The sequence below is a fragment of the Streptomyces rimosus genome (assembly GCF_008704655.1).
GTDB lineage: Bacteria > Actinomycetota > Actinomycetes > Streptomycetales > Streptomycetaceae > Streptomyces > Streptomyces rimosus.
In genome coordinates, this window is the sequence record NZ_CP023688.1 from 7,019,722 (window position 1) to 7,043,527 (window position 23,806).

Annotated in this window: 18 protein-coding genes; 9 read left to right on the forward strand and 9 right to left on the reverse strand. The window is 73.3% G+C overall.

The genetic code is table 11. The features are described from left to right. Both CP984_RS30720 and lgt read left to right on the forward strand, forming a co-directional pair. A complete protein-coding gene (locus tag CP984_RS30720; RefSeq protein WP_003984041.1) occupies nucleotides 1-1,044 on the forward strand; it encodes a DsbA family protein in 1,044 nt (347 codons plus the stop codon). A 141-nt stretch (nucleotides 1,045-1,185) separates the two neighbouring features. Then, nucleotides 1,186-2,220 (forward strand): prolipoprotein diacylglyceryl transferase, encoded by a 1,035-nt coding sequence (lgt, locus tag CP984_RS30725; RefSeq protein ID WP_003984040.1) that lies wholly within the window; start codon nucleotides 1,186-1,188, stop codon nucleotides 2,218-2,220. A 107-nt stretch (nucleotides 2,221-2,327) separates the two neighbouring features. Here lgt and CP984_RS30730 read toward each other — a convergent pair whose 3' ends face one another. The 7 genes from CP984_RS30730 to CP984_RS30760 all read right to left on the reverse strand — a co-directional run bounded on the left by CP984_RS30730 (nucleotide 2,328) and on the right by CP984_RS30760 (nucleotide 11,695). After that, nucleotides 2,328-3,287 carry an HpcH/HpaI aldolase/citrate lyase family protein gene (locus tag CP984_RS30730; protein WP_003984039.1) on the reverse strand — a complete coding sequence of 320 codons (960 nt, stop codon included), beginning with the start codon at nucleotides 3,285-3,287 and terminating at the stop codon, nucleotides 2,328-2,330. Beyond that, nucleotides 3,284-4,561, reverse strand: coding sequence for a CaiB/BaiF CoA transferase family protein (locus CP984_RS30735; RefSeq protein WP_003984038.1), 1,278 nt, complete (start codon nucleotides 4,559-4,561; stop codon nucleotides 3,284-3,286). The genes CP984_RS30730 and CP984_RS30735 overlap by 4 nt, the downstream gene beginning before the upstream one ends. A gap of 2 nt (nucleotides 4,562-4,563) precedes the next feature. Further along, on the reverse strand, nucleotides 4,564-6,252 hold the full coding sequence (locus tag CP984_RS30740) for an ADP-ribosylglycohydrolase family protein (protein WP_003984037.1): 1,689 nt from the start codon (nucleotides 6,250-6,252) through the stop codon (nucleotides 4,564-4,566). Then, nucleotides 6,252-7,412, reverse strand: a complete 1,161-nt coding sequence (locus tag CP984_RS30745; RefSeq protein WP_003984036.1) for an ADP-ribosylglycohydrolase family protein — start codon at nucleotides 7,410-7,412, stop codon at nucleotides 6,252-6,254. The genes CP984_RS30740 and CP984_RS30745 overlap by 1 nt, the downstream gene beginning before the upstream one ends. A 6-nt stretch (nucleotides 7,413-7,418) precedes the next feature. Further along, entirely contained in the window at nucleotides 7,419-8,864 is a 1,446-nt protein-coding gene (locus tag CP984_RS30750) for an ADP-ribosylglycohydrolase family protein (protein ID WP_078575677.1), read from the reverse strand. A 527-nt stretch (nucleotides 8,865-9,391) separates the two neighbouring features. Then, nucleotides 9,392-10,363 carry an ADP-ribosylglycohydrolase family protein gene (locus CP984_RS30755; RefSeq protein WP_003984034.1) on the reverse strand — a complete coding sequence of 324 codons (972 nt, stop codon included), beginning with the start codon at nucleotides 10,361-10,363 and terminating at the stop codon, nucleotides 9,392-9,394. Between the two features lie 309 nt (nucleotides 10,364-10,672). Then, entirely contained in the window at nucleotides 10,673-11,695 is a 1,023-nt protein-coding gene (locus CP984_RS30760; RefSeq protein ID WP_106973238.1) for a LacI family DNA-binding transcriptional regulator, read from the reverse strand. 434 nt (nucleotides 11,696-12,129) lie between these two features. Between CP984_RS30760 and CP984_RS30765 the strand changes: the two genes are divergently transcribed. The 3 genes from CP984_RS30765 to CP984_RS30775 all read left to right on the forward strand — a co-directional run bounded on the left by CP984_RS30765 (nucleotide 12,130) and on the right by CP984_RS30775 (nucleotide 19,255). Further along, entirely contained in the window at nucleotides 12,130-12,861 is a 732-nt protein-coding gene (locus tag CP984_RS30765; RefSeq protein WP_003984031.1) for a VIT1/CCC1 transporter family protein, read from the forward strand. 312 nt (nucleotides 12,862-13,173) lie between these two features. Next, complete coding sequence (gene gltB / locus CP984_RS30770) at nucleotides 13,174-17,802, forward strand: glutamate synthase large subunit (protein WP_003984030.1); 4,629 nt, start codon at nucleotides 13,174-13,176, stop codon at nucleotides 17,800-17,802. Beyond that, a complete protein-coding gene (locus tag CP984_RS30775) occupies nucleotides 17,795-19,255 on the forward strand; it encodes a glutamate synthase subunit beta (RefSeq protein ID WP_003984029.1) in 1,461 nt (486 codons plus the stop codon). Before gltB ends, CP984_RS30775 begins: the two co-directional genes overlap by 8 nt. A 148-nt stretch (nucleotides 19,256-19,403) precedes the next feature. Here the strand turns inward: CP984_RS30775 and CP984_RS30780 are convergent, their stop codons facing one another. Then, on the reverse strand, nucleotides 19,404-19,943 hold the full coding sequence (locus CP984_RS30780; protein ID WP_003984028.1) for a MarR family winged helix-turn-helix transcriptional regulator: 540 nt from the start codon (nucleotides 19,941-19,943) through the stop codon (nucleotides 19,404-19,406). Between the two features lie 69 nt (nucleotides 19,944-20,012). Here CP984_RS30780 and CP984_RS30785 point away from each other — a divergent pair, with 69 nt between their 5' ends. Next, nucleotides 20,013-20,741, forward strand: a complete 729-nt coding sequence (locus CP984_RS30785; RefSeq protein ID WP_003984027.1) for an SDR family NAD(P)-dependent oxidoreductase — start codon at nucleotides 20,013-20,015, stop codon at nucleotides 20,739-20,741. Nucleotides 20,742-20,792: 51 nt separating this feature from the next. Here CP984_RS30785 and CP984_RS30790 read toward each other — a convergent pair whose 3' ends face one another. Then, nucleotides 20,793-21,263: a PPOX class F420-dependent oxidoreductase gene (locus CP984_RS30790; protein WP_003984026.1), complete on the reverse strand. Its 471-nt coding sequence runs from the start codon at nucleotides 21,261-21,263 to the stop codon at nucleotides 20,793-20,795. A gap of 146 nt (nucleotides 21,264-21,409) precedes the next feature. Between CP984_RS30790 and CP984_RS30795 the strand changes: the two genes are divergently transcribed. The 3 genes from CP984_RS30795 to CP984_RS30805 all read left to right on the forward strand — a co-directional run bounded on the left by CP984_RS30795 (nucleotide 21,410) and on the right by CP984_RS30805 (nucleotide 23,724). Then, on the forward strand, nucleotides 21,410-21,694 hold the full coding sequence (locus CP984_RS30795; RefSeq protein WP_003984025.1) for a hypothetical protein: 285 nt from the start codon (nucleotides 21,410-21,412) through the stop codon (nucleotides 21,692-21,694). Between the two features lie 55 nt (nucleotides 21,695-21,749). Continuing rightward, entirely contained in the window at nucleotides 21,750-22,853 is a 1,104-nt protein-coding gene (locus tag CP984_RS30800; protein ID WP_003984024.1) for a hypothetical protein, read from the forward strand. An 88-nt stretch (nucleotides 22,854-22,941) separates the two neighbouring features. Then, a complete protein-coding gene (locus CP984_RS30805) occupies nucleotides 22,942-23,724 on the forward strand; it encodes an MBL fold metallo-hydrolase (RefSeq protein WP_003984023.1) in 783 nt (260 codons plus the stop codon). Nucleotides 23,725-23,806 lie beyond the last annotated feature (82 nt).

A 23,806-nucleotide genomic window follows, 5' to 3' on the forward strand; every position in this document is an offset into this window, starting at 1 on the left:
GTGAGCCAGAACAATCAAGACAAAAAGAACAGCGCCCGTGAACGGCTGCAGGCCCAGCGCGAGAAGGAGAAGGAACGCGAGCGCCGCAATCGGCAGCTGAAGGTCGCCGGAGCCGTGGTGGTGGTGCTGGCCATCGCCGGCGGCATCGGCGTATGGGCGGCCTCCTCGGGCGACGACGACTCCGGCAGCAGCAAGGTGGCCCTGCCCAAGGGCACGCAGGACAGCGACAAGCCCGCGGTGCCGGTCGGCAAGAAGGAGGCCCCGTCCACGCTCACCGTGTGGGAGGACTTCCGCTGCCCCGCGTGCGCCCAGTTCGAGAAGGGCTTCCGCGGCGCCGTCCACGAACTGGAGGACGCCGGGCAGCTCAAGACCGACTACCACCTCGCGACGATCATCGACGGCAGCATGGGCGGCAAGGGGTCGGTCACCGCCGCCAACGCCGCGCTCTGCGCCCAGGACGCGGGCCGCTTCCGCGAATACCACGACGTGCTCTACGAGAACCAGCCGCCGGAGCAGCAGGACCGGTTCTCGGACAAGAAGTACCTGATCGAGCTGGCCGGGAAGGTGAACGGGCTGGTCAGCGACACCTTCACGCAGTGCGTCAACAAGGGCACCTACACGGACTTCGTGTACAAGTCCAACTCCGCCTTCACCAACTCCGGCCACCGCGGTACCCCGACCGTCCTGCTCAACGGCAAGAACCTCGCGGAGGACAAGAACCTCACCCCCGACGGGCTCAAGCAGAAGGTCCGGGACGCCGCCAAGGACAAGAGGGCGGGCGGCACGCCCGGGGACAAGCCGTCCGGCGCGAAGTCCGGCGGCGGCACGGCGGGCTCCTCCGCAGGTTCCTCGGCGGGCTCCTCGGCGGGCAACGCGTCCGGGCACTCCGCGGGCGCGGGGACGACTGCCGGAGCGGGGCATGGTGCCGGGGCGGGCCAGGGTGCCGGAACCGGGCATGGCGCCGGGGCCGGTACGGGGCACAGTGCCGGGGCCGGTGCCGGGCACACCGGGAGGGACACGGACGGCCGGCCCCCGGCTCCGTGACCGGCGGGCCCGGTCCGGCGGCAGCTTTACCCGGCCGCGTGACCGTCCCCGTAATCGACCGCCGGCAGTGACGGTCGTTACACAGCCGTAGCCGGGTGGGTTGTCGTCGCGCCCACCTGGCGCGGTAGCGTCATCCCTGCCATGGACCTCGCATTCATTCCCAGCCCCTCGACGGGTGTCGTACACCTCGGCCCGATTCCCCTGCGCGGCTACGCCTTCTGCATCATCATCGGCGTCTTCGTCGGCGTCTGGCTCGGCAACAAGCGCTGGATCCAGCGCGGCGGCCGCTCCGGGACGGTCGCGGACATCGCCGTGTGGGCCGTGCCCTTCGGGCTCGTCGGAGGCCGCCTCTACCACGTCATCACGACGTACGAGCCGTACTTCGGCAAGGGCGGCCACCCCCTCAACGCCTTCAAGGTCTGGGAGGGCGGCCTCGGGATCTGGGGCGCCGTCGCGCTCGGCGCGGTGGGCGCCTGGATCGGCTGCCGCCGCCGCGGCATCCCGCTGCCCGCGTACATGGACGCGCTGGCGCCGGGCCTCGCCCTGGGCCAGGCGATCGGCCGCTGGGGCAACTGGTTCAACCAGGAGCTGTACGGCCGCGCCACCGACCTCCCGTGGGCGCTCAAGATCAGCGACGACCCGTCCGTCGGCCGGATCGGCGGCACCTACCACCCGACGTTCCTGTACGAGTCGCTGTGGTGCATCGGTGTCGCGCTGCTCGTGATCTGGGCCGACAAGCGCTTCAAGCTGGGACACGGACGGGCCTTCGCGCTGTACGTGGCGTCCTACTGCGCCGGCCGCGCCTGGATCGAGTACATGCGGGTCGACGAGGCCCACCACATCCTGGGCCTGCGCCTGAACGTGTGGACCGCGCTCATCGGCCTCGTGCTGTCCATCGTCTACATCGTCATCTCGGCGAAGAAGGTGCCGGGCCGCGAGGAGGTCGTCGAGCCGGGGGCGCAGGACGCGGTCACGGACGGCGCGGCGGCGGACGGCAAGGACACGGACGCGAGCGCGGATACGGATGCCAAGGCCGCCCAGAGCGCAGGGGAGAAGAACCCCAAGGAAGCCGGGGCCTCCAAGGACGCGGACGGCGACAAGGAAAGCGTGGCCAATGGCGCCGCGAAGCTGACGAAGGACGCCGGGTCCGGGAGCCGGAGCGGCAAGGAGTCCTGACGTACGGCGGCGCGCTGCCCTTGCTCGACGGAGGCCGTCCTGACCCGGTGGGGTCGGGGCGGCCTTCGCCGCGTCCGGAGGGCTGCCGGGGCGGCCCCGCACCGGGCTCACGGGGCGGCCTCGTACGGTGGTCGGTGATCGACCTCGTAGGGTGGTCGGTGATCCACCGCGCACCGGGGCCGGCGGTCCGCCAGCGCGAGGGTGCGGTGGGCGGCGGCGACCACCGCGGGATCGACGAAGCGGCCGTCCGGGAGGGCGCAGGCACCGGGCCGACCGGCCGCCGCCCGTACCGTCTCCCGGGCCCGTTCGACCTCCTCGGCGGTGGGCAGATAGGCCCGCTCGATGACCGGGAGCTGGCGCGGGTGCAGCGCGGCGCGGCCGAGGAAGCCCAGGGCCCGGCCCCGCGCGCACGAGAGCGCCAGCGCCGCCGTGTCGCGTATGTCGGGGAACACGGACTGCGGCGGAGGCGGCAGCCCGGCCGCGCGGGCGGCGATGACCGTACGGCCGCGGGCCCAGCCGAGTCCGTCCTCGTCCCGTAGGCCCAGCTCGGCCCGCAGGTCGGCCTCGCCCAGGGACAGCCCGCACAGCGCCGGGTGCGCGGTGGCGACGGCGAAGGCGTTCTCCACGCCGAGGGCGGATTCGAGCAGCGCGTACAGCGGAGGCACCGCGTGACCGGCACGGTCCGCCGCGGCCCAGGCCGCGGCACGGCGGATGTCGGCGGCCCCGCTCACCTTGGGCAGCCGCAGTCCGGCCAGGGCGGGCAGCCCCGCGAGCGTCCGGATCTCCGTCACGGCGCGCGGGCCGGTGAGCGCGTTGACCCGGACGTGGATCGCCGGGGCCGGGCCGGGGCCGACGGGACGCGGTTCGGTGAGGAGTTCGGCGGTGGCCCGCAGGGCGTAGGACTTGCGGTCGTCGGCGACCGCGTCCTCCAGGTCGATCACCACCGCGTCGGCCCCGGAGGCCAGCGCCTTGGTGACCACCGCCGGGCGGTCACCCGGCACATACAGCCAGGTCAGCGGCGGGACGACGGCGGCCGGGGCAGGGGAGGGGGCGGCGGTGGCGGTCATACGGCACCGTCCGCGCGCAGGGCCGCGATCCGCTCCGCGGACAGGCCGAGCAGACCGGACAGCACCGCGTCGGTGTCCGCGCCGTGCGGACGGCCCGCCCAGCGGATGGCGCCGGGCGTCGCGGAGAGGCGGAAGAGAACGTTCTGCATCCGGATCGTGCCCAGTTCGTCGTCCGGCACCTCGGTGATCGAATCCAGCGCCCGGTACTGCTCGTTCTCCATCACCCCGCGGATGTCGCAGACCGGCGCCACCGCCGCCTCGGCCCGCTCGAACGCGGCCACCACCTCGTCCCGGCCGTGCCGCGCTATCCAGCCGCCCACCGCCGCGTCCAGCTCGTCGGCGTGCCGCGCCCGTCCCGCTCCGGTCGCGAACCACGGCTCGGCGGTGAACTCCGGGCGGCCGACCAGGCGCAGCAGCCGCTCCGCCACGGACCGGCTGGCGGCGGAGACGGCGAGCCAGGCGCCGTCGGCGGTGCGGTAGGTGTTGCGCGGCGCGCTGTTGGCGGAGCGGTTGCCGGTACGCGGCTGGACATGGCCGAGCTGGTCGTACCAGACGGGCTGCGCGCCGAGGACGGTCAGCATCGGCTCGATGATCGCCAGGTCCACGACCTGGCCCCGGCCGGTGGACTCGCGTCCGCGCAGCGCGGCCATGACGGCGTACGCGGTGGTCAGCGCGGCGACGGAGTCGGCGAGCCCGAAGGGCGGCAGCGTCGGTGGCCCGTCCGGCTCGCCGGTCAGCGCGGCGAACCCGCTCATCGCCTCGGCGAGGGTGCCGAAGCCGGGGCGGTGGGCGTACGGCCCGAACTGCCCGAACCCGGTGACCCGGGCCAGCACCAGCCCCGGATTGGCGGCGGCCAGCTCGGCCGGGCCCAGGCCCCACTTCTCCAGGGTGCCGGGGCGGAAGTTCTCGATCACCACATCGGCGGTGGCGGCCAGGCCGAGCAGGACGTCCCGGCCGCCCGGCGAGGCGAGGTCGAGCGTGACCGTCTTCTTGTTGCGGCCGAGCAGCTTCCACCACAGCCCGACGCCGTCCTTGGCGGGGCCGTGGCCGCGCGACGGATCGGGCCGCCGTGGGTGCTCGACCTTGATGACCTCGGCCCCGAAGTCCCCGAGCAGCGTGGCGGCCAGCGGCCCGGCGAAGAGGGTGGCCAGGTCGAGCACACGGAGGCCGGTCAGGGGGCCGGTGCCGGGGGCCTGGGACTCGTGGATGGTGGCGGTGGACGGGCGGTTGTCGGGTGGTGGTGGCTGCATGGCGGTCCTCGCGTTCGCGGTCATGGTCAGGTGTCCTCCGTCCGCGCGGTGGCGGTACGGCTGACGGCCAGTTCCGCCGTCCGTTCCGCGAGCACGTCGAAGCCGATGCCGTTCAGGTCGCTGACGGTGGTGGTGAGCCGGTTGCGCAGCGGCGCCGTCCATTGGGCGGGCAGTGCGCCGGGCGCTCCCGCGAGGAGCCCGGCGACCGAACCGGCTGTAGCGCCGTTCGAGTCGGTGTCCCAGCCGCCGGACACCACCCGGCACACGGAGCCGGGGAAGGCGCCGTCCGCGTGGGTGAGGGCGGCGGCGAGCAGGGCCGCGTTCGGGACGACGTGCACCCAGTGGAGGTGACCGTAGGCGCGGTGCAGCCGGTCCACGACGTCCGCGAAACCGGCGTCCGACCCGGTGGGTTCGGCGCGCGCGGCCTCGATGCCGAACCGTACGGCGCGGGCCAGGCGGGACCGTTCGGGTACGACGGCGAGCCCGGCCCGCAGACAGCCGTGCACGTCGGTACGGCCGCCCGCCGCAGCGGCGATGGTGGCCGCCGCAAACATCTCGCCGTACACGCCGTTGGCGGTGTGCGTGAGCGTCGCGTCCCGCCAGGCGGCCTCAGCGGCCCCGGCCGGGTCGCCGGGGCGGGTCCAGCCGAAGACGTCCGCCCTGATCTGGGCGCCGATCCACTCCCGGAACGGATTGCGGTGGGTCGCGGTGTGCGGCGGCTCGATGCCGTCCAGGAGATTGCGGTACGCGACGCGCTCCGCGGTGAACGTCCGCCCCGCGGGCAGCTCGTCGAGCCAGAGCCGGGCCACGTCGGTGGTGCGGAAGCCGTGGCCGTACCGCTGGAGGAGGAGCAGCCCGAGCACGGGGAGGTCGAGGTCGTCGTCCTCGGGCATGCCGTCGATGGTCTCGGCGAGCGAGGTGGCGCGGCTGTGGCCGTGCCACGGATACCGGGCGGCGGTGGCCGGGTCCAGGCCGACTTCCGTGAACCAGTCGCGCAGCGGCCAGTTGCCGGTGGCGCGGGCGAGGGCGCGGATGCCGGCCAGCGGCAGCGTCTCGACCGGCTTGCCGAGCAGACACCCGGCCGCCCGCCCCAGCCAGGCGGCCTCCAGGCGGGGGCGGAGGGACTCGGGCGAGGGGTGGGGGCCGAGAGCGGCAAGGGGGCCGGGAGCGGAATGGGGGGCGGGTTGGGGATCGGGCGTGGGTTGGGAGGCGGGAGCAGGTTGGAGGGCGGGGGCGGACGGGGATTGGAAACCGGGCGCGGACGGGGAGCCGGGCTGGGACTGGTGGCCGGGTGTGGGCGAGGGGCCGGGAGCAGGTTGGGGTCCGGGCGCGGGCGGGGAGCCGGGTAGGGACTGGTGACCGGGTGTGGGCGAGGGAGCGGGCAGGGAGGGCCAGGCGGGGCAGGCTGCTTTGATCGCGGGGAGGTCGGTGGGTTCGTCGTCGGCCAACGGGGAGGGGAGCGCGGCGAGTTCGTCCATCAACTGCACGGCCAGGGCGCGCAGGTGTGGGTCCGCCGGGCGGGCGGAGGCACCGGCCCGGTCGGGGGCCGGATGCCCGCCCGCCGCCCGCCACCGGTCCTCGACCGCCGACGCGTCACGCCCGTCCTCGGCGGCCTGCCGCAGTTCGTGCCCGATCAGATCCTCGGGCTGCACCCAGGTCAGGCGCAGCGTCGCGGGCCGCTGGTCCGGGGACTCGCCCGGCTGCCGGCGGGCCATCACGCACCCCCGATCGCAGTGAAGGCACGCTCATGGTCGAGCCGGCGCCGCCGGTCCCGCGCGAAGACCTCGCGGGCGACCTGGGCAAGGGCCGTACCCGTCGCCCGCAGATCGAGCCGGCTCGCCCGCGAGACCGCCTCGCCCCACTCCTGGGGAACCCCTCGTTCGCCGTGCAGCGCTCCCGCGACCGCGCCGGCCATGGTGGCGATGGAGTCGCAGTCGCGGCCGTAGTTGACCGAGCCCAGGACCGTACGGCGGACATCGCCCTCGCCGACGAGCAACATGCCCAGGGCGATGGGCAGTTCCTCGATCGCGTGCAGCCGGGAGGGGCGCCGCGCACCGAGGGACGGTTCGCGGTAGGCGGGGCCGACGGTGTCGAAGGGCGCGACGGCCGTACGCAGCGGCTCCAGCGCGGACTCGAAGTCCGTGTACGGCGCGGCCGCGGCGCACACGGCTTCTATGGCGGCGCGCGTCCCGTCCTTGGCGAGGCGCAGCACGTCCTCGACGACGGAGGCGGGTGTGGCCCCCGGCTTGCAGGCGGCGGCCACCGCTGCCGCGAAGACACCCGCGGCCTCCCGCCCGTACGAGGACTGGTGGGCACCGGCGATGTCCACGGCCTCGGCGTAAGCGCCCTCGGGATGACCGGCGTTGACGATGCCGACCGGGGCCATGTACATCGCGGCGCCGCAGTTGACGATGTTGCCGACGCCCGCCTCGCGCGGATCGACGTGACCGTAGTGCAGCCGGGTCACCAGCCACTTCTCCGCGAGGAAGAGGCGGTGCAGCGGAACCGCCTCGGCCTCCAGCTCGGGGATCCAGCGTGGCGCGCCGATCAGGTCGGGTACGAGGTGCTCGGCGACGGCGTACGCGTCCAGGTGGTCGCGGACCTTCTCGTAGACCCGCACCAGCGCGTGGGTCATGAGGGTGTCGTCGGTGACGTGCCCGTCGCCCTTGTGGTACGGCGCGAGAGGCCGCGCGGTACGCCACTCCGCGTGGAAGGGGCCGACGACGCCGGTGACCCGGCCGCCGTACCGCGCCACGATCTCCTCCGGCGTGCAGCCCTCGACAGGACCGCCGAGAGCGTCGCCGACGGCGGCCCCGAGGAGACAGCCGATGGCACGGTCTTCCAGGGGCGGGGTGGAGGATGCGGGGTTCGACATGGCCGGTCAGTCCTTTCGGGCGGGTGATTCGGGGGTGGCCGGTTCCGGAACAGCCGGTCTTGGGGCGGCCGCTTCCGGATCGGTCGCTTCGCGGGTGGTCGCTTCCGGCGTGGTCGTTTCCGTACGGGCGAGTCGTGCGGCCAGTTCGACGAGGTCGGTGCCGGCCAGCCGGGGGAGGGCGCAGCCCGAGAGGGTCCGGCAGGCGTCGCGCCAGGTGCGCGGGACGCCCGCCGCCCCGCCGAGCGCACCGGTCAGCGCACCGGCGAGGGCGGGGGCCGAGTCGGCGACGCGGGAGAGGCAGGCGGCGGCCGGTACCGCCTCGGCCAGCCGGCCGCCGCCCGCGATGCCGAGGGCGAGCGCCACGGGAACGGTCTCGGCCGCGGCGATGCCGTAGCTGTAGACGTGATCGACGATCTCGTGCTCCAGGGTGGGCACGAGGATGAACGCGTGGCCGGGGTGGTCCGGCCGGTGGGGGTGGCGCGGGTGGTCGGCGGCCACGGTGCGGGCCAGGCGTACGGCGTGCAGGGCGTTGCGGCGGATTTCCGTACCCTCGGGCAACTGCTCCAGCGCCACGTCCGCGCAGGCGTCCGCCGTGGCGCCGCCGAGCGCCGCCGCGATCGCCGCGGCCATGGCGCGGGCGCCGTGCACCCCGTCACCGTCCTGGGTGTACCGGGCGTCGAACTCGGCCAGCTCCGCGGCGGCGTGCGGATCGCCGGGGTGCACGACGGCCAGCACACAGGCCCGTACACAAGCGGCGTCGTCGAAGAAGTGCGGGTTGTCGTGGCCGGTGGCGGGCGGGCGCAGCCCGGCGGCGAGGTTGCCGAGCCCGGCCCGTACGGAGATCCGGGCGCGCAGCGGCAGCACCGCCGACTCCACCTCGGGCGCCCGCTCGGCCGCCGCCGCGACCTCGTCGGCCAGCGCGTGCCACGCCAGGTCGAGGGCGGTACGCAGCCGACGGTCCCGGTCGGGGCCGCCGGGCAGCGTGCCCGCGGCGGTCAGTACGGCCTGTGCGGTGAAGGCGGCCCACTCGGCGTCGTCCGACGGGCCCAGGCGCAGCGGCTCGGGCGGCTGGTTGAGCGCGATGGGCACGGGCAGGGTGGTCGTCGCGTTCTGCTCCGCGAAGGTGTCCAGCTCACGGGTCAGCCGCCGCGTCCACTCCGGCATCCGCGCGGCCCGATGCCGTGCGGCCGGCCACCCGGCCGCGTCTCCCGCGGCCAGCCCGAGCAGCAGCCCCTCGATGCGGAGGGGGTCGGTGGGGCGGTTGGGTGGGGGAGTAGGGGGTGGGGATGTGGTGGGTGGGGGGCCGGGGGACGGGAGGTTGGCGGACTGGGGACCGGTGGCCCGGTATCGGGCGAGATGCGGGGACGAGGTGCCGCCGTTCGCTGCCGCGGCGGATGCGTTTGCCGCTTCGGCTGGTTCGGCTGTCGTGGTCGGGTCGTTGGCTGATGCGATACGGCGAGTGCGGGGCGCCCGCGGCTCCGCGCTTGCGGGTGGGGTTGAGGGTGGATTGGTACTGCTGGTGGGTGGGGGCGGGTGCGTACCGCCTCCGGGCGGGGGCAGATGGGTACCGCTTCCCGGCGGGGGTGGATTGGTACTGCTGGTGGGTGGGGGCGGATGCGTACCACCTCCAGGCGGAGGCGGATGCGTGGCGCTTCCGGACGAGGGCAGGTTCGTACCGCTCCCAGGCGGTGCCGGGCCCGTACCGCCTCCGGGCGGGAGCGGATGCGTACCGCTCCCGGGCGGAGGCAGGTTCGTACCGCTCCCCGGCGGTGCCGGGCCCGTACCGCCTCCGGGCGGGGGCGGATGCGTACCGCTGTCAGGCGGCGGATGCGTGTCGGGTGGTTCCGTCTCGGGCGGATCCACCGCGCTGGGCCGCCGCTCGGCGGCACCTGCTGTACGGCGACCGCCCGGCTCCTCAAGGCCCTTCCCAGCAACGCCGCTTGATGATCCGCGCTCCCAACCCGGTTGCGGCTCCTGGCTCATGACGCAGTCGCCTCCTCGGGCCGGGGAGTGAGCAACTCCGCCACATCCAGGACGTGGTAGCCGGCCATGGACGGGAGGCAGCTGCCGCGGACCGGGCCGATGGCCTCTGCCCAGTGGTTCGGGATGGCGTCGATGCCGCCCAGCGCGCCCGCCAGCGCCCCGGCCACCGCCGCCGTCGTGTCGGCGTCCCGGCCCATGTTGACGGCCGTCAGCACCGAGCCGGTGAAGTCGCCGCGGGACGCCGCGAACGCGCCGAACGCCAGGCCCACCGCCTCTGGCGCGAGGTCCGTCCACGGATAGCCGCCGATGACCACGGCCGAGCGGACCGCGCGCTCGGTGCCGAGCCGGGTGCTGCCCGGGGTGAGCCGGGAGCACTGGGCGGCGGCGACCGCGCGGCGCAGTGAGCGGGCGGTCCAGGAGTCCTCCGGTATGACGGACAGCGCCGCGGCGATGACGGCGTCCGTGGACCCGGCGACCATGGCCGTGGCGACTCCGGCGGCCACCGCCCGGCCCCCGTAGATGCCCTCGCCGTCGTGGCTGACCGTGCCGTCGACGGCGACCAGCCGGGCGGCCTCGGCGGGACGCCCGGCCGCGTAGACCCCGAAGGGGGCGGCGCGCATGGCGAGGCCGTCACTCCAGGCGTGGCGGTGCTGGGCGGAGATGGGGGCGGCCAGGCCCCGGCGCAGGTTCTCCAGGGTGCCGCGCTCGCTGAATCCCGCTCCGCGGAACGGACCTTCGTCCAGGTCGGCGATCCACCGGTGCCAGGCCGCCTCGACGTGCGCCACGGTGAGGGACGAGCCGTGCTCGGCGAGCAGCAGCCCGGAGAAGACGGCGTACTCGGTGTCGTCCGTACCGACCGGGTCGTCCGTCACGAACCCCTCGATGCGACCCCAGCGTTGGCGGATCTGCGACGGCTTCATGTTCTCCGCCGGAGCGCCGAGCGCGTCCCCGACGGCGAGACCGAGCATCGCGCCGCGCGCACGCTCCCGGAGAGCGGTGGTGCACCCGGCGGGCCGGGATGGCGGGACGGGGCGCAGCTGCGGGCGGCGCCGGGCGGGCGGTGGAGGCGGGAGCGGAAGATGCAGTGCGCTCATGTGGGTGCCGATCTGTGGGTGTGCCGATCTGTGGGGGGCGGTCTGTGCATGCCGGTCCGTGCATGCCGGTCCGTGCATGCCGATCTGCGGGGTCCGGACGGTTGCGGCTGCCGCTGCTCGGGCGGGTTCGGGCGCGGGTGGAGATACGGGACGGGGGTGGCCTCCTGTCATACGGCCTCGGCGTCACACAGCCCCGGCGGCCGGTGCCGAGGACGCGCGGACCACCAGTCGCGGCATCACGATCTCCCGGCGCGCCGGGGCGCGAGGTATGCCCGTGGGCTCGCGCAGTCGGTCCAGCAGCATGTGGGCCGCTGTCCGGCCGCGCTCGGCCGAGCCGAGGTCCACGCTGGTCAGCGGTGGCCAGCCGGCGCGGGCGAGGACCGTGTCGTCCATGCCGGCCACCGCCACGTCGTCCGGGATGGACCGGCCGCGTGCGTGTAGGGTCTGCGAACTGCCCAGTGCGAGCTGGTCGTTGGCGCAGAAGACGGCGTCGATGTCGGGCCGGGCGTCGAGCAGGCCGTGCAGCGCGGCGGCGCCTGCCTCGACGGTGAAGTCCGTGGTCGTGATCAGCTCGGGATCCGGGGCGAGGCCGCCGGCCTCCAGAGCCGTGTGGTAGCCGAGGGCGCGGTTGTGGCCGGGCACCGTGTCGGCGGGGCCGTTGACGAACGCTATACGGCGTCTGCCCGTGTCGATCAGGTGGCGCACGGCCGCCTCGGCGCCGGTCACGGAGTCGGTGCGGACGCTGTCCACGGGTGGGCCGTGCGGCGGGGTTCCGGGGAGTGAGCCGATGACGACGACCGGGCGCGCGGCCCGGGCGAGGGCGTCCAGATGCCGGGGTGTGATCCGGATCGGGCACAGGACCAGCCCGTCGCTCGTACGGTCCGCGAGACTGCGCAGGACGGCGAGTTCGTCCTCGACGTCGGCGTCGGTGGAGTGCAGCAGCAGGCGATAGCCCGCCGCTTTCATGACGGCTTGTATCTCACGGACCATCGAGACGTACGCCGGGTTGCCGATGTCCGACATGGCGAACGTGACCTGCATGGTGCGGCCGCCCTTGAGGGACCGGGCCACCGCGTTGGGGACGTAACCCAGCTCGGCGGCGGCCCGCTCGACGCGGGTGACCGTGTCGGGGCGCGCGCCGTGGCCGTTCAGCACCCGCGACACCGAGGCGATGGACACCCCGGCCCGCACCGCGATCGTCTCCACCGTCGGCACCCCGCCGCGCTCCGCGCCCGCACCGGACCACCTACCCGCACCCCTACCGGACAGCCCGTCCGCACCCCCACCGGACCACCCACCCGCACCCCCACCAACCCCCCTCGGCCCCATCCCCGCCGCCCCCTCCCCCATCCCGTACCGCCTGCTGGAAACGTTTACAGAATCCCGCCTCCGCACCCCCGCCCGCACTGAGGTTTTCCGCAGTCTTGAATGCGGCTTTCCGTATTCCGTCGCGCCGCCCTCTGTGATCCGCCCCTCACCCGCAGCCACCGCCCCCGCAAAACCGCAGGTCAGAGAGGTAAGTTCGGCCTTCCTTGCTAGCGCGAACGGGTAAGTGACGCATAGCGTCGAGGTGTTGGAGGGGGAAGCGCCGGAGTCGGCCCACACCTCGCGAGAAGGGAACGGGTCCCTACATGTCCGTCATGGAAGTCATGGACGCCTCGGCGCCCACGCACATAGCCCACCGCGACAACCACACCCACCGCGATGTGAACGGCGGCTGGCTGCGCCCCGCCGTCTTCGGCGCGATGGACGGGCTGGTGTCGAACCTCGCTCTGATGACCGGTGTCGCCGGCGGCGCGGTCTCGCAGCAGACCATCATCATCACCGGTCTCGCGGGGCTGGCCGCCGGCGCCTTCTCGATGGCGGCCGGCGAGTACACCTCGGTGGCCTCCCAGCGCGAGCTGGTCCTCGCCGAGCTGGACGTGGAGCGGCGCGAGCTGCGCAAGCACCCCAAGGACGAGCTGGAGGAGCTGGCCGCGCTGTACGAGTCGCGCGGTGTCGAGCCGGAGCTGGCCCGCGAGGTGGCCAAGCAGCTGTCGAAGGACCCGGAGCAGGCGCTGGAGATCCACGCCCGCGAGGAGCTGGGCATCGACCCGTCCGACCTGCCGTCGCCGACGGTCGCCGCCGTCTCGTCCTTCGGGTCGTTCGCGCTGGGCGCCCTGCTGCCAGTGCTGCCGTACCTGCTGGGCGCCTCCCAGCTGTGGCCCGCGGTGCTGCTGGCGCTGGTGGGGCTCTTCGGGTGCGGGGCGGTCGTGGCCCGGGTGACGGCGCGGTCCTGGTGGTTCAGCGGGCTGCGGCAGCTCGCCCTCGGTGGCGCCGCGGCGGGTGTGACGTACGTCCTGGGCGCACTGTTCGGTACGGCCGTAGGGTGACGCCCCGTGCAGCGCTATGCGGGCCTGCGCATAATTACTGCGTTACTTGGCGGTTTCGTTTTGCCGGGGGCCGGGCATAAGGCCCAAGCGTTGCGGGCAATGTCGCCTGCTCTGAAACAACGCCCACGACGCCGGCGGAGGTCGATCCGTCCGCCCGCGTCCCCGGTCCACCGCCACCAGTGGTGTCCGCATGCTGGAAGGCTCTATCCGCTTTTCGAGAAGCGAGCCATCCTGTAACCTGCACGAAATTTCGCGGAGGGCCAACGTCGTCCCTCGGCTACACCACATGCCACGACGACGTTGGGAGAGCCGATGCGTTCCGCGTCCACGCACTCCGCGACCACCGGCAGCGCCGGCGCCGCCTGGTCGCCCTTGGACGGGCGCCCCGCCCCGCAGGGAATGTACGACCCCCGCAACGAACACGACGCCTGCGGCGTCGGCTTCGTGGCGACCCTGACCGGTCAGGCCGACCACGCGCTGGTCGAGCAGGCCCTCACGGTCCTGCGCAACCTGGAACACCGCGGCGCGACCGGCTCCGAGCCCGACTCCGGTGACGGCGCCGGCATCCTCCTGCAGATTCCGGACGCCTTCCTGCGCGAGAGCGTCTCCTTCGCGCTCCCCGAGGCCGGCGCGTACGCAGTCGGCATCGCCTTCCTGCCCTCCGTGGCCGAGGACGCCGCGGCCGCCGTCTCGCGGATCGAGACGATCGCGTCCGAAGAGGGCCTGGACGTCCTCGGCTGGCGGGTCGTCCCGGTCGCCCCGCAGCTGCTCGGCAACGGCGCCCGCGCCACGATGCCCGCCTTCTCCCAGCTGTTCGTCGCCGACAAGCACGGCAAGGACACCGGCCTGGCCCTGGACCGCAAGGCGTTCGTGCTGCGCAAGCGCGCCGAGCGCGAGGCCGGGGTCTACTTCCCTTCGCTGTCCGCGCGCACGATCGTCTACAAGGGCATGCTGACCACCGGGCAGCTGGAGCCGTTCTTCCCGGACCTGTCCGACCGCCGCTTCGCGACCGCCATCGCGCTGGTCCACTCGCGGTTCTCCACCAACACCTTCCCGAGCTGGCCGCTGGCCCACCCGTACCGCTTCGTCGCCCACAACGGTGAGATCAACACCGTCCAGGGCAACCGCAACTGGATGCGGGCCCGCGAGTCGCAGCTCGCCAGCAAGCTCTTCGCCGACGCCACCGGCAACAGCGACAACCTGGAGCGCCTGTTCCCGGTCTGTACGCCGGACGCCTCCGACTCGGCCTCCTTCGACGAGGTCCTGGAACTGCTGCACCTCGGCGGCCGGTCGCTGCCGCACTCGGTGCTGATGATGGTCCCGGAGGCGTGGGAGAACAGCACCTCCATGGACCCGGCGCGGCGGGCGTTCTACGCGTACCACTCCACGATGATGGAGCCCTGGGACGGCCCGGCCTGCGTCACCTTCACCGACGGCACCCAGGTCGGCGCGGTCCTGGACCGCAACGGCCTGCGCCCGGGGCGCTACTGGGTCACCGACGACGGCCTGGTGGTGCTCTCCTCCGAGGTCGGCGTCCTGGACATCGACCCGGCCAAGGTCGTGCGCAAGGGCCGCCTGCAGCCCGGCCGGATGTTCCTGGTGGACACCGCCGAGCACCGCATCATCGAGGACGACGAGATCAAGGCGCAGCTCGCCGCCGAGCACCCCTACCAGGAGTGGCTGGACGCGGGCCTGATCGAGCTGGCCGACCTGCCCGAGCGTGAGCACATCGTGCACACCCACGCCTCGGTCACCCGCCGCCAGCAGACCTTCGGCTACACGGAGGAGGAGCTGCGCGTCATCCTGGCGCCGATGGCCAAGACCGGCGCCGAGCCGATCGGCTCGATGGGCACGGACTCGCCGATCGCCGCCCTCTCGGAGCGCCCGCGGCTGCTGTTCGACTACTTCACCCAGCTGTTCGCGCAGGTCACCAACCCGCCGCTGGACGCCATCCGCGAGGAGCTGGTCACCTCGCTGATCTCCTCGCTGGGCCCGCAGGGCAATCTGCTGGAGCCGACCGCGGCCTCCTGCCGCAGCGTCACGCTGCCCTTCCCGGTGATCGACAACGATGAGCTGGCCAAGCTCATCCACATCAACGCCGACGGCGACATGCCGGGCATGAAGGCGGTCACCCTCTCCGGTCTGTACCGGGTCTCCGGCGGTGGCGAGGCACTGGCCGCCCGGATCGCCCGGATCTGCGCCGAGGCCGACGCCGCCATCGAGGACGGCGCCCGCCTGATCGTGCTCTCCGACCGTCATTCGGACGCCGAGCACGCGCCCATCCCGTCCCTGCTGCTGACCGCCGCGGTGCACCACCACCTGATCGGCACCAAGCAGCGCACCCAGGTCGGCCTGCTCGTCGAGGCCGGCGACGTGCGCGAGGTGCATCACGTCGCGCTGCTCATCGGGTACGGCGCCGCCGCCGTTAACCCGTACCTGGCCATGGAGTCCGTCGAGGACCTGGTCCGCGCCGGTACGTTCCTGCCGAAGGACACCGACCCCGAGGCCGCGATCCGCAACCTGATCAAGGCGCTCGGCAAGGGCGTGCTGAAGGTGATGTCCAAGATGGGCATCTCCACCGTGGCCTCCTACCGGGGCGCCCAGGTCTTCGAGGCCGTCGGCCTGGACCAGTCCTTCGTGGACGCCTACTTCCACGGCACCACCACGAAGATCGGCGGCGCCGGCATCGACGTGATCGCCAAGGAGGTCGCCGCCCGGCACGCCAAGGCGTACCCGGCCACCGGCATCGCCGCCACCCACCGCGCGCTGGACATCGGCGGCGAGTACCAGTGGCGCCGCGAGGGCGAGCCGCACCTGTTCGACCCGGACACGGTCTTCCGCCTCCAGCACTCCACCCGCTCGCGCCGCTACGACATCTTCAAGCAGTACACGCAGCGGGTGAACGAGCAGTCCGAGCGCCTGATGACGCTGCGCGGCCTGTTCTCGTTCAAGTCCGACCGCCCCTCGGTGCCGCTGGAGGAGGTCGAGCCCGCCTCCGAGATCGTCAAGCGCTTCTCGACGGGCGCCATGTCGTACGGCTCCATCTCCAAGGAGGCGCACGAGACCCTCGCCATCGCCATGAACCAGCTGGGCGGCAAGTCCAACACCGGTGAGGGCGGCGAGGACCCGGAGCGCCTGTACGACCCGGCGCGCCGCTCCTCGATCAAGCAGGTGGCGTCCGGCCGGTTCGGCGTGACCAGCGAATACCTGGTCAACTCCGACGACATCCAGATCAAGATGGCGCAGGGCGCCAAGCCCGGCGAGGGCGGCCAGCTGCCCGGCCACAAGGTCTACCCGTGGGTGGCCAAGACCCGGCACTCGACGCCCGGCGTCGGTCTGATCTCCCCGCCGCCGCACCACGACATCTACTCCATCGAGGACCTCGCCCAGCTCATCCACGACCTGAAGAACGCCAATCCGCAGGCCCGCATCCACGTGAAGCTGGTCTCCGAGGTCGGCGTCGGCACGGTCGCCGCGGGCGTCTCCAAGGCGCACGCGGACGTGGTCCTGATCTCCGGCCACGACGGCGGTACGGGCGCGTCCCCGCTGACCTCCCTGAAGCACGCGGGCGGCCCCTGGGAGCTGGGCCTGGCCGAGACGCAGCAGACGCTGCTGCTCAACGGGCTGCGCGACCGGATCGTGGTGCAGACCGACGGCCAGCTCAAGACCGGCCGCGACGTGGTCATCGCCGCCCTGCTGGGCGCCGAGGAGTACGGCTTCGCGACCGCGCCGCTGGTGGTCTCCGGCTGCGTCATGATGCGGGTGTGCCACCTGGACACCTGCCCGGTCGGCATCGCCACCCAGAACCCCACGCTGCGCGAGCGCTTCAGCGGCAAGGCCGAGTACGTCGTCAACTTCTTCGAGTTCATCGCCGAGGAGGTCCGCGAGCTGCTGGCCGAGCTGGGCTTCCGTACGCTGGACGAGGCGATCGGCCACGCCGACCTGCTCGACACCGCCCGGGCGGTGAACCACTGGAAGGCGCAGGGCCTGGACCTGGCCCCGCTGCTGCACGTGCCCGAGCTGCCCGAGGGCGCCGTGCGCCACCAGATCACCGCCCAGGACCACGGTCTGGCGAAGGCGCTGGACAACGAGCTGATCAAGCTGGCCGTCGACGCGCTGTCCGCGGACACCGCCGAGGCCGCGCAGCCCGTACGGGCCCAGGTGGCGATCCGTAACATCAACCGGACCGTGGGCACCATGCTCGGCCACGAGGTGACCAAGAAGTTCGGCGGCGCGGGCCTGCCCGACGACACCATCGACATCACCTTCACCGGCTCGGCCGGCCAGTCCTTCGGCGCGTTCCTGCCGCGCGGCATCACGCTGCGCCTGGAGGGCGACGCCAACGACTACGTCGGCAAGGGCCTGTCGGGCGGCCGGATCGTGGTCCGCCCGGACCGCGGCGCCGACCACCTCGCCGAGTACTCGACCATCGCGGGCAACACCCTCGCCTACGGCGCCACCGGCGGCGAACTGTTCCTGCGCGGCAAGGTCGGCGAGCGGTTCTGCGTCCGCAACTCCGGTGCCACGGTGGTCTCCGAGGGCGTCGGCGACCACGGCTGCGAGTACATGACGGGCGGCCACGCCGTCGTCCTGGGCGAGACCGGGCGCAACTTCGCGGCCGGTATGTCCGGCGGCATCGCGTACGTCATCGACCTGGACCCGGCCAACGTCAACCGTGAGTTGACCGCCGCAGTGACCACCGAGCTGGACGCCACCGACCGCGCGTGGCTGCACGACGTGGTGCGCCGCCACCAGGAGGAGACCGGCTCCACCGTCGCCGAGAAGCTGCTCGCCGACTGGGACGCCGCGCTGACCCGCTTCAGCAAGGTCATTCCGGCCACCTACCAGGCAGTGCTCGCCGCCAAGGACGCCGCCGAGCGAGCCGGGCTCTCCGAGTCCGAGACCCACGAGAAGATGATGGAGGCGGCGATCAATGGCTGACCCCAAGGGCTTCCTGACCACCGGCCGCGAGGTCGCCAAGACCCGCCCCGTCGAGGAGCGCGTCCGGGACTGGAACGAGGTCTACGTCCCCGGCTCGCTGCTGCCGATCATCAGCAAGCAGGCCGGGCGCTGCATGGACTGCGGCATCCCCTTCTGCCACAACGGCTGTCCGCTGGGCAACCTCATCCCCGAGTGGAACGACTACGCGTACCGCGAGGACTGGACGGCCGCCAGCGAGCGGCTGCACGCGACCAACAACTTCCCGGAGTTCACCGGTCGCCTGTGCCCGGCCCCCTGCGAGTCGGCGTGTGTGCTGGGCATCAACCAGCCGCCGGTGACCATCAAGAACGTCGAGGTCACCATCATCGACAAGGCGTGGGACAGCGGGGACGTCACCCCGCAGCCGCCGGAGCGCCTGTCCGGCAAGACGGTCGCCGTCATCGGCTCGGGCCCGGCCGGCCTGGCCGCCGCCCAGCAGCTGACCCGGGCGGGCCACACCGTCGCCGTCTACGAGCGCGCGGACCGTATCGGGGGCCTCCTCCGCTACGGCATCCCCGAGTTCAAGATGGAAAAGCGCCACATCAACCGCCGTATCGAGCAGATGCGGGCGGAAGGCACCAAGTTCCGTACGGAGGTGGAGATCGGCCGGGACATCGATGCTGCCAAGCTGCGCAAGCGCTACGACGCCGTCGTGATCGCCGCCGGTGCCACCACCTCCCGCGACCTGAAGGTCCCGGGCCGCGAGCTGAACGGCATCCACTTCGCGATGGAGTACCTGCCGCTCGCCAACAAGGTGCAGGAGGGCGACCTGACGGTCTCCCCGATCACCGCCGAGGGCAAGCACGTCGTGGTCATCGGCGGTGGCGACACCGGCGCCGACTGCGTCGGCACCGCGCACCGCCAGGGCGCGGCCTCGGTCACCCAGCTGGAGATCATGGGCAAGCCCGGCGACGAGCGGAACCCGAACCAGCCGTGGCCGACCTTCCCGATGCTCTACAAGGTCACCTCCGCGCACGAGGAGGGCGGCGAGCGGCTGTACTCCGTCTCCACCACCCACTTCGAGGGCGACGAGGACGGCAACGTCCAGTGGCTGCACCTGGTCGAGGTGGAGTTCAAGGACGGCCGTCCGGAGCCGAAGCCGGGCACCGAGCGGAAGATCCCCGCCCAGCTGGTCACCCTGGCCATGGGCTTCACCGGCACCGACCAGGAGAACGGCCTGGTCGAGCAGTTCGGCCTGGAGCTGGACGCGCGCGGCAACATCGCCCGCGACGCGGACTTCGCCACCAACGTCCCCGGCGTGTACGTCGCCGGTGACGCGGGCCGCGGCCAGTCGCTGATCGTCTGGGCCATCGCCGAGGGCCGCTCCGCGGCGCGCGGCGTGGACCGCTACCTCGCGGGCGCCAGCGCGCTGCCCGCCCCCATCAAGCCGACGGACCGCGCACTGACCGTGTGACGTCCCCCGGCTCATGAATGTCCCGCACAACGACGTGCGGAACACCGCGGCGCCTGTCCCCCTCCCCGACCGGAGGCCAGGCGCCGCACTCTTTTCCGCGGCGTCCGGGTGGCGCGGGCGCGTGGTGCCCCGGGTCCCGCCGTGCGCGCTACTCGCCCACCTGCGTGATCCGGTCGTCGCCCAGCCGCGCCTGCACGTCCTGGAGCAGCAGCTTCAGCAGCTCCCTGAGCTGTTCCTGCTGGTCCGGGGTCAGGCCGCCGACCAGCTCCGCCTCCCGGTGCAGCACCTGGTCCACGGTCTGCTCGACGAGAGCGTGTCCCGCCGGGGTCAGTTCCACCCACACCGTACGGGGGCGGCCCTCGCCCGCGCGGCGCACCACCAGCCCCTCGCGCTCGGCGCGCGCGACGCGCTGGGAGACGGCGCCGGCGGTCACCATGGAGCGCGCCGCCAGGTCGCGGGTGCTGAGGGTGTACGGCTCACCGGCCCGGCGCAGCACGCTGAGCAGGTCGAGGGTGGCGGTGTCCACCCCGGCGCGGGCCAGCACCCGGCGCCGGTCGTCGCCGAGCAGCTTCGCCAGCTGCCAGACGGGGGTGACGATCCCGATGGCCGAGACGGGGGTTCCGGGACGCTCGCGTTCCCAGGCGTCGGCGATCTCCTGGACCGGGTACGGGGCGTCCGCGCTTGCCATGGGCCCTCCTGGGGATGTTACGTTCAGATCTAAATTTAGACCTGAATGACTGACGTCGGGAGCTACCTTATGTCACGCACCATCCTGGTCACCGGCGGCGCCACCGGCATCGGCCTGGCCGTCGCCCGCCACTTCGCCGCACAGGGCGACGCGGTCGTCATCACCGGCCGCCGCCCCGCGCCCCTGGAGAAGGCCGCCGAGGAGACCGGCGCCCGCGCGGTCGTCTGCGACCACACCGACCCCGCCGCGCTGGACCGCCTGCTCGCCGAACTGCCCGCCTCGATCGACGTCCTGGTCAACAACGCCGGGGGCAACACCGACCTGGACGACGCGCCGGGCGACGACCTGGCCTCGTACGCCCGCGCCTTCCGGGCCAACCTCGACGCCAACCTGCTCACCGCCGCCCTCACCACCAAGGCCGTCGAGGCCCGGCTCGCCCCGGGCGGCGCCGTGGTGCACATCGGCTCGATCGCCGCGGACCGGGGCGCCGGTTCGCTCGGTGCGTACGGCGCGGCCAAGGCCGGGCTGACCACCTGGAACCTCGACCTGGCGAACACGCTCGGCCCGCGCGGCGTCACCGCCAACGTCGTCTCGCCCGGCTATATCGAGGACACCGAGTTCTTCCGGGACCACCTCGCCGACGAGCGGCGCGCCCAGTTGATCGCCCAGACCGCGACGGGCCGCGCGGGCCGCCCGGAGGACATCGCGGCGACGGTCGCGTTCCTGGCGTCCGAGGGGGCGCGGCACATCACGGGGCAGGTGATCGGCGTCAACGGCGGGGCGTACAGGACCCGTTGAGTGCGTGAGGCGGGCGCGACCCCGTCGCCCGCCTCCGCGATCCTTTATGGGTTACGCGTCCTCCACGAGGCGGGCCGGGAAGCCGCCCTTGGCGATCGGCCCCCACCGCAACGGCGTCACCCGGATCAGCGACTTGCCCTGTGTGATCATCGCGGCGCGGTACTCGTGCCAGTCCGGGTGCTCGCCCGCGATGTTGCGGTAGTACTCGACCAGCGGCTCGACCGAGTCCGGCGCGTCCAGGACCTCCGCCTCGCCGTCGACCTGCACCCAGGGGCCGTTCCAGTCGTCCGACAGCACGAGCACGCTCACCGACGGGCTGCGGCGGGCGTTGCGCACCTTGGCGCGCTCCGGATACGTGGACATCACCAGGCGCCCCGAGTCGTCGACGCCGCAGGTCAGCGGGGACGCCTGCGGGGTGCCGTCGGAGCGGCGGGTGAGCAGGATCGCGCGGTGGCGGGGGCGGACGAACTCCAGCAGGCCGTCGAGGTCCACGCGGGTGTTGGTGGCGATGGAAGGGCTCATACGGGCGAGCCTAGGCGGTGACGTGAACTCCCAGGAGGGTGTGACATTCCTGGGAGCGCCGGTTCGTCCGGTCCGCGCTATTGACTAAAAGTCAGCGCGGAACGACGCTGCTGGGCAGCCGACGCAGCCGCACCCCGGGAGGACCGGTGGGTACACGTCCAGGTACAGGTACAAGCACGGGTACAGGTACAGACGCACAAGCCGGCGCGGGCCCGAACTCCCCGGCCCTGCGCGAGCTGGCCGAAGCGCTCGGCGCACCGCCGCCGCCCGGCCTCGCCGCCGCCGCACCCGAAGAGCTCGCCCTTCTGGCGCGCGCGGTACGCGCCCGCCGCGAGAGCCACGCCGCCGGCCTCAACGACGCGGCCGAAGAGGCCCTGAAGCTGGTGCCCGCCCTCGCCCGCGGCCCCGTACGCCGCATCCTGTTCCGCTGATCCTGCTGATTCCGCAGATGCTTCCGCCGACTTCGCCGACCGGACGGTGACCCCCATGGACACGCTCAGCAACCGCGCCGAGGCGCAGAAGATCGCCCAGCTGCTCGACGTGCTGCCGGAACAGCTGGACTTCCTGCACGGGCTGCCCGCCGAGGACGTACGGCAGCTCCGTGCCCGTACCGTCGACGCGCTCTACGACGACGTACCGGACATGCTCGACCGCATCGCCGCCGCCACCAAACTCGTCCCGGCCGGGGTCGCCGCCGCCATCTCGCAGAAGGCGCTCGGGCCGCGGCTCGCCGCCTCCGTGGCCGGGCGGCTGGAACCGGCGCGCGCCGCCGACATCATCGAGAAGCTGCCGGTCGCCTTTACCGCCGAGTCCTGCGGCCACCTCGACCCCCGCCGTATCGCCGCGGTCGTCGACCGGCTGGACGAGGACCTGGTGGTCCGTATCGCCGTCGCCCTCGCCGAGCGCGGCGACCACCTGACGATGGGCCGCTTCGTCGGCCATCTGCGTGAGGGAGCCCTGCGGCGCATACTCCAGCTCATCGACGACGGCGTGGTGCTGCGCGTCGGGTTCTTCATCGACATGCCCGAACGGCTCGACGCCATCCTGGACCTGATGCGGGAGGAGCGGCTGGCTTCCGTGGTGGCCGCGGCCGGGGACGGACTGTGGCCCGAGGCGCTGGCCGTGGCCGGGCTGGCCGGGCCCGAGCGGCGCGCCCGGATGGCGGCGCTGGCCGCCCGGCAGGACCCCGCACGGCTGGACGGACTGGTGCGCACCGCACACGAACAGGGGCTGTGGGAGGCGCTGCTTCCGCTGGTGGCGCTGCTGTCCGAGGAGGACCGGCGCGCGGTGGCCGCGCTGCCGTCGCTGCGCGACGCCGAGGTGCTCGGCGGGGTGGTGCGGGCGGTGGTGGCGACCGGGCTGTGGGCGGAATTCCTGCCGCTGGTGGGCGTGTTGCCGCCGGAGTCGCGCAAGGCGGTGGCGGACGCGGCGGGGGAGCTGCCGGACGCGGAGCTGGACGCGATGGTGCTGGACGTGGAGAAGCGCGACCTGTGGGACGCGGTGCTGCCGCTGGTGGAGCTCATGGACGAGCCCGCCAAGGAGCGGGTGTTCGCGCTGCCCGCCTTCCAGGAGCAGGAGCGGCAGGGATAACGGGGCGGCGGACGTTCGCCGTCGGCCCAATCCGCCCTGGGCGCAAAGCGGGTGACCCCGCGAGGGGGCACCCGTTAGCGTCCCGATCATGGATGCCTCTTCGGACACCGCACCCGCCTCCCCCGCTGCCGCCCCCGACCCCACCGCTCCCGAGCAGATAGCCCCCGGCATCTGGTACGTGCCGTTCCCCGTGGGACACGTCTACCTCGTACGGCTTGCCGACGGCGGTTTCGCGGCCGTCGACACCGGCGTGCCGGGCTCGGCGCCCGCCATCCTGGACGCGCTGACCGCCATCGGCGGAAGCCCGGACGCGCTGCGGCAGATCGTGATCACCCACTCCCACATCGACCACATGGGCTCGGCCGCCGACCTGGTGGACGCCACCGGCGCCCGGGTCCTGGCGGGCGCGGCGGACGCCCCGTACATCAGCGGCGCCGCCCCCGAGCCGCCGCCGCTCACCACCCCCAAGGAGCAGGCTCTGCACGAACAGGTCCTGGCGGGACTGGCCGAGGCGGGCACGCCGCCGCTCCGGCACGTGCGGGTGGACACCGAACTCCACGACGGCGACACCCTCGACGACTGGCCGGAGCCGGCCCGCGTCCTGCACGTCCCGGGCCACACGCCGGGCAGCATCGTCCTCCATCTGCCCGCCGCCGGCGTGCTGTTCACCGGCGACACCATGGGCCTGGGGCCGGCCGGCCCCCTCGTGCTCGGCCCGCTCAACGTCGACCGGGAGGCGGCCATCGCCTCGTTCCGGCGGCTCGCGGCGCTGCCCGGCGTGGACACCCTGTGCGTGGCGCACGGCGAGCCGGTCCGTACGGGCGCGGCGCGCGCTCTCCAGGAGGCCACGCCGGAGGCCGACTGGCTGTGAGACGGGCAGCCCGGCCGGCCCGGACGGACACGGTCGGTGGGCCGGATTCCTGGCCGTCCGGGCATTTCCCGTACGGGCAGAA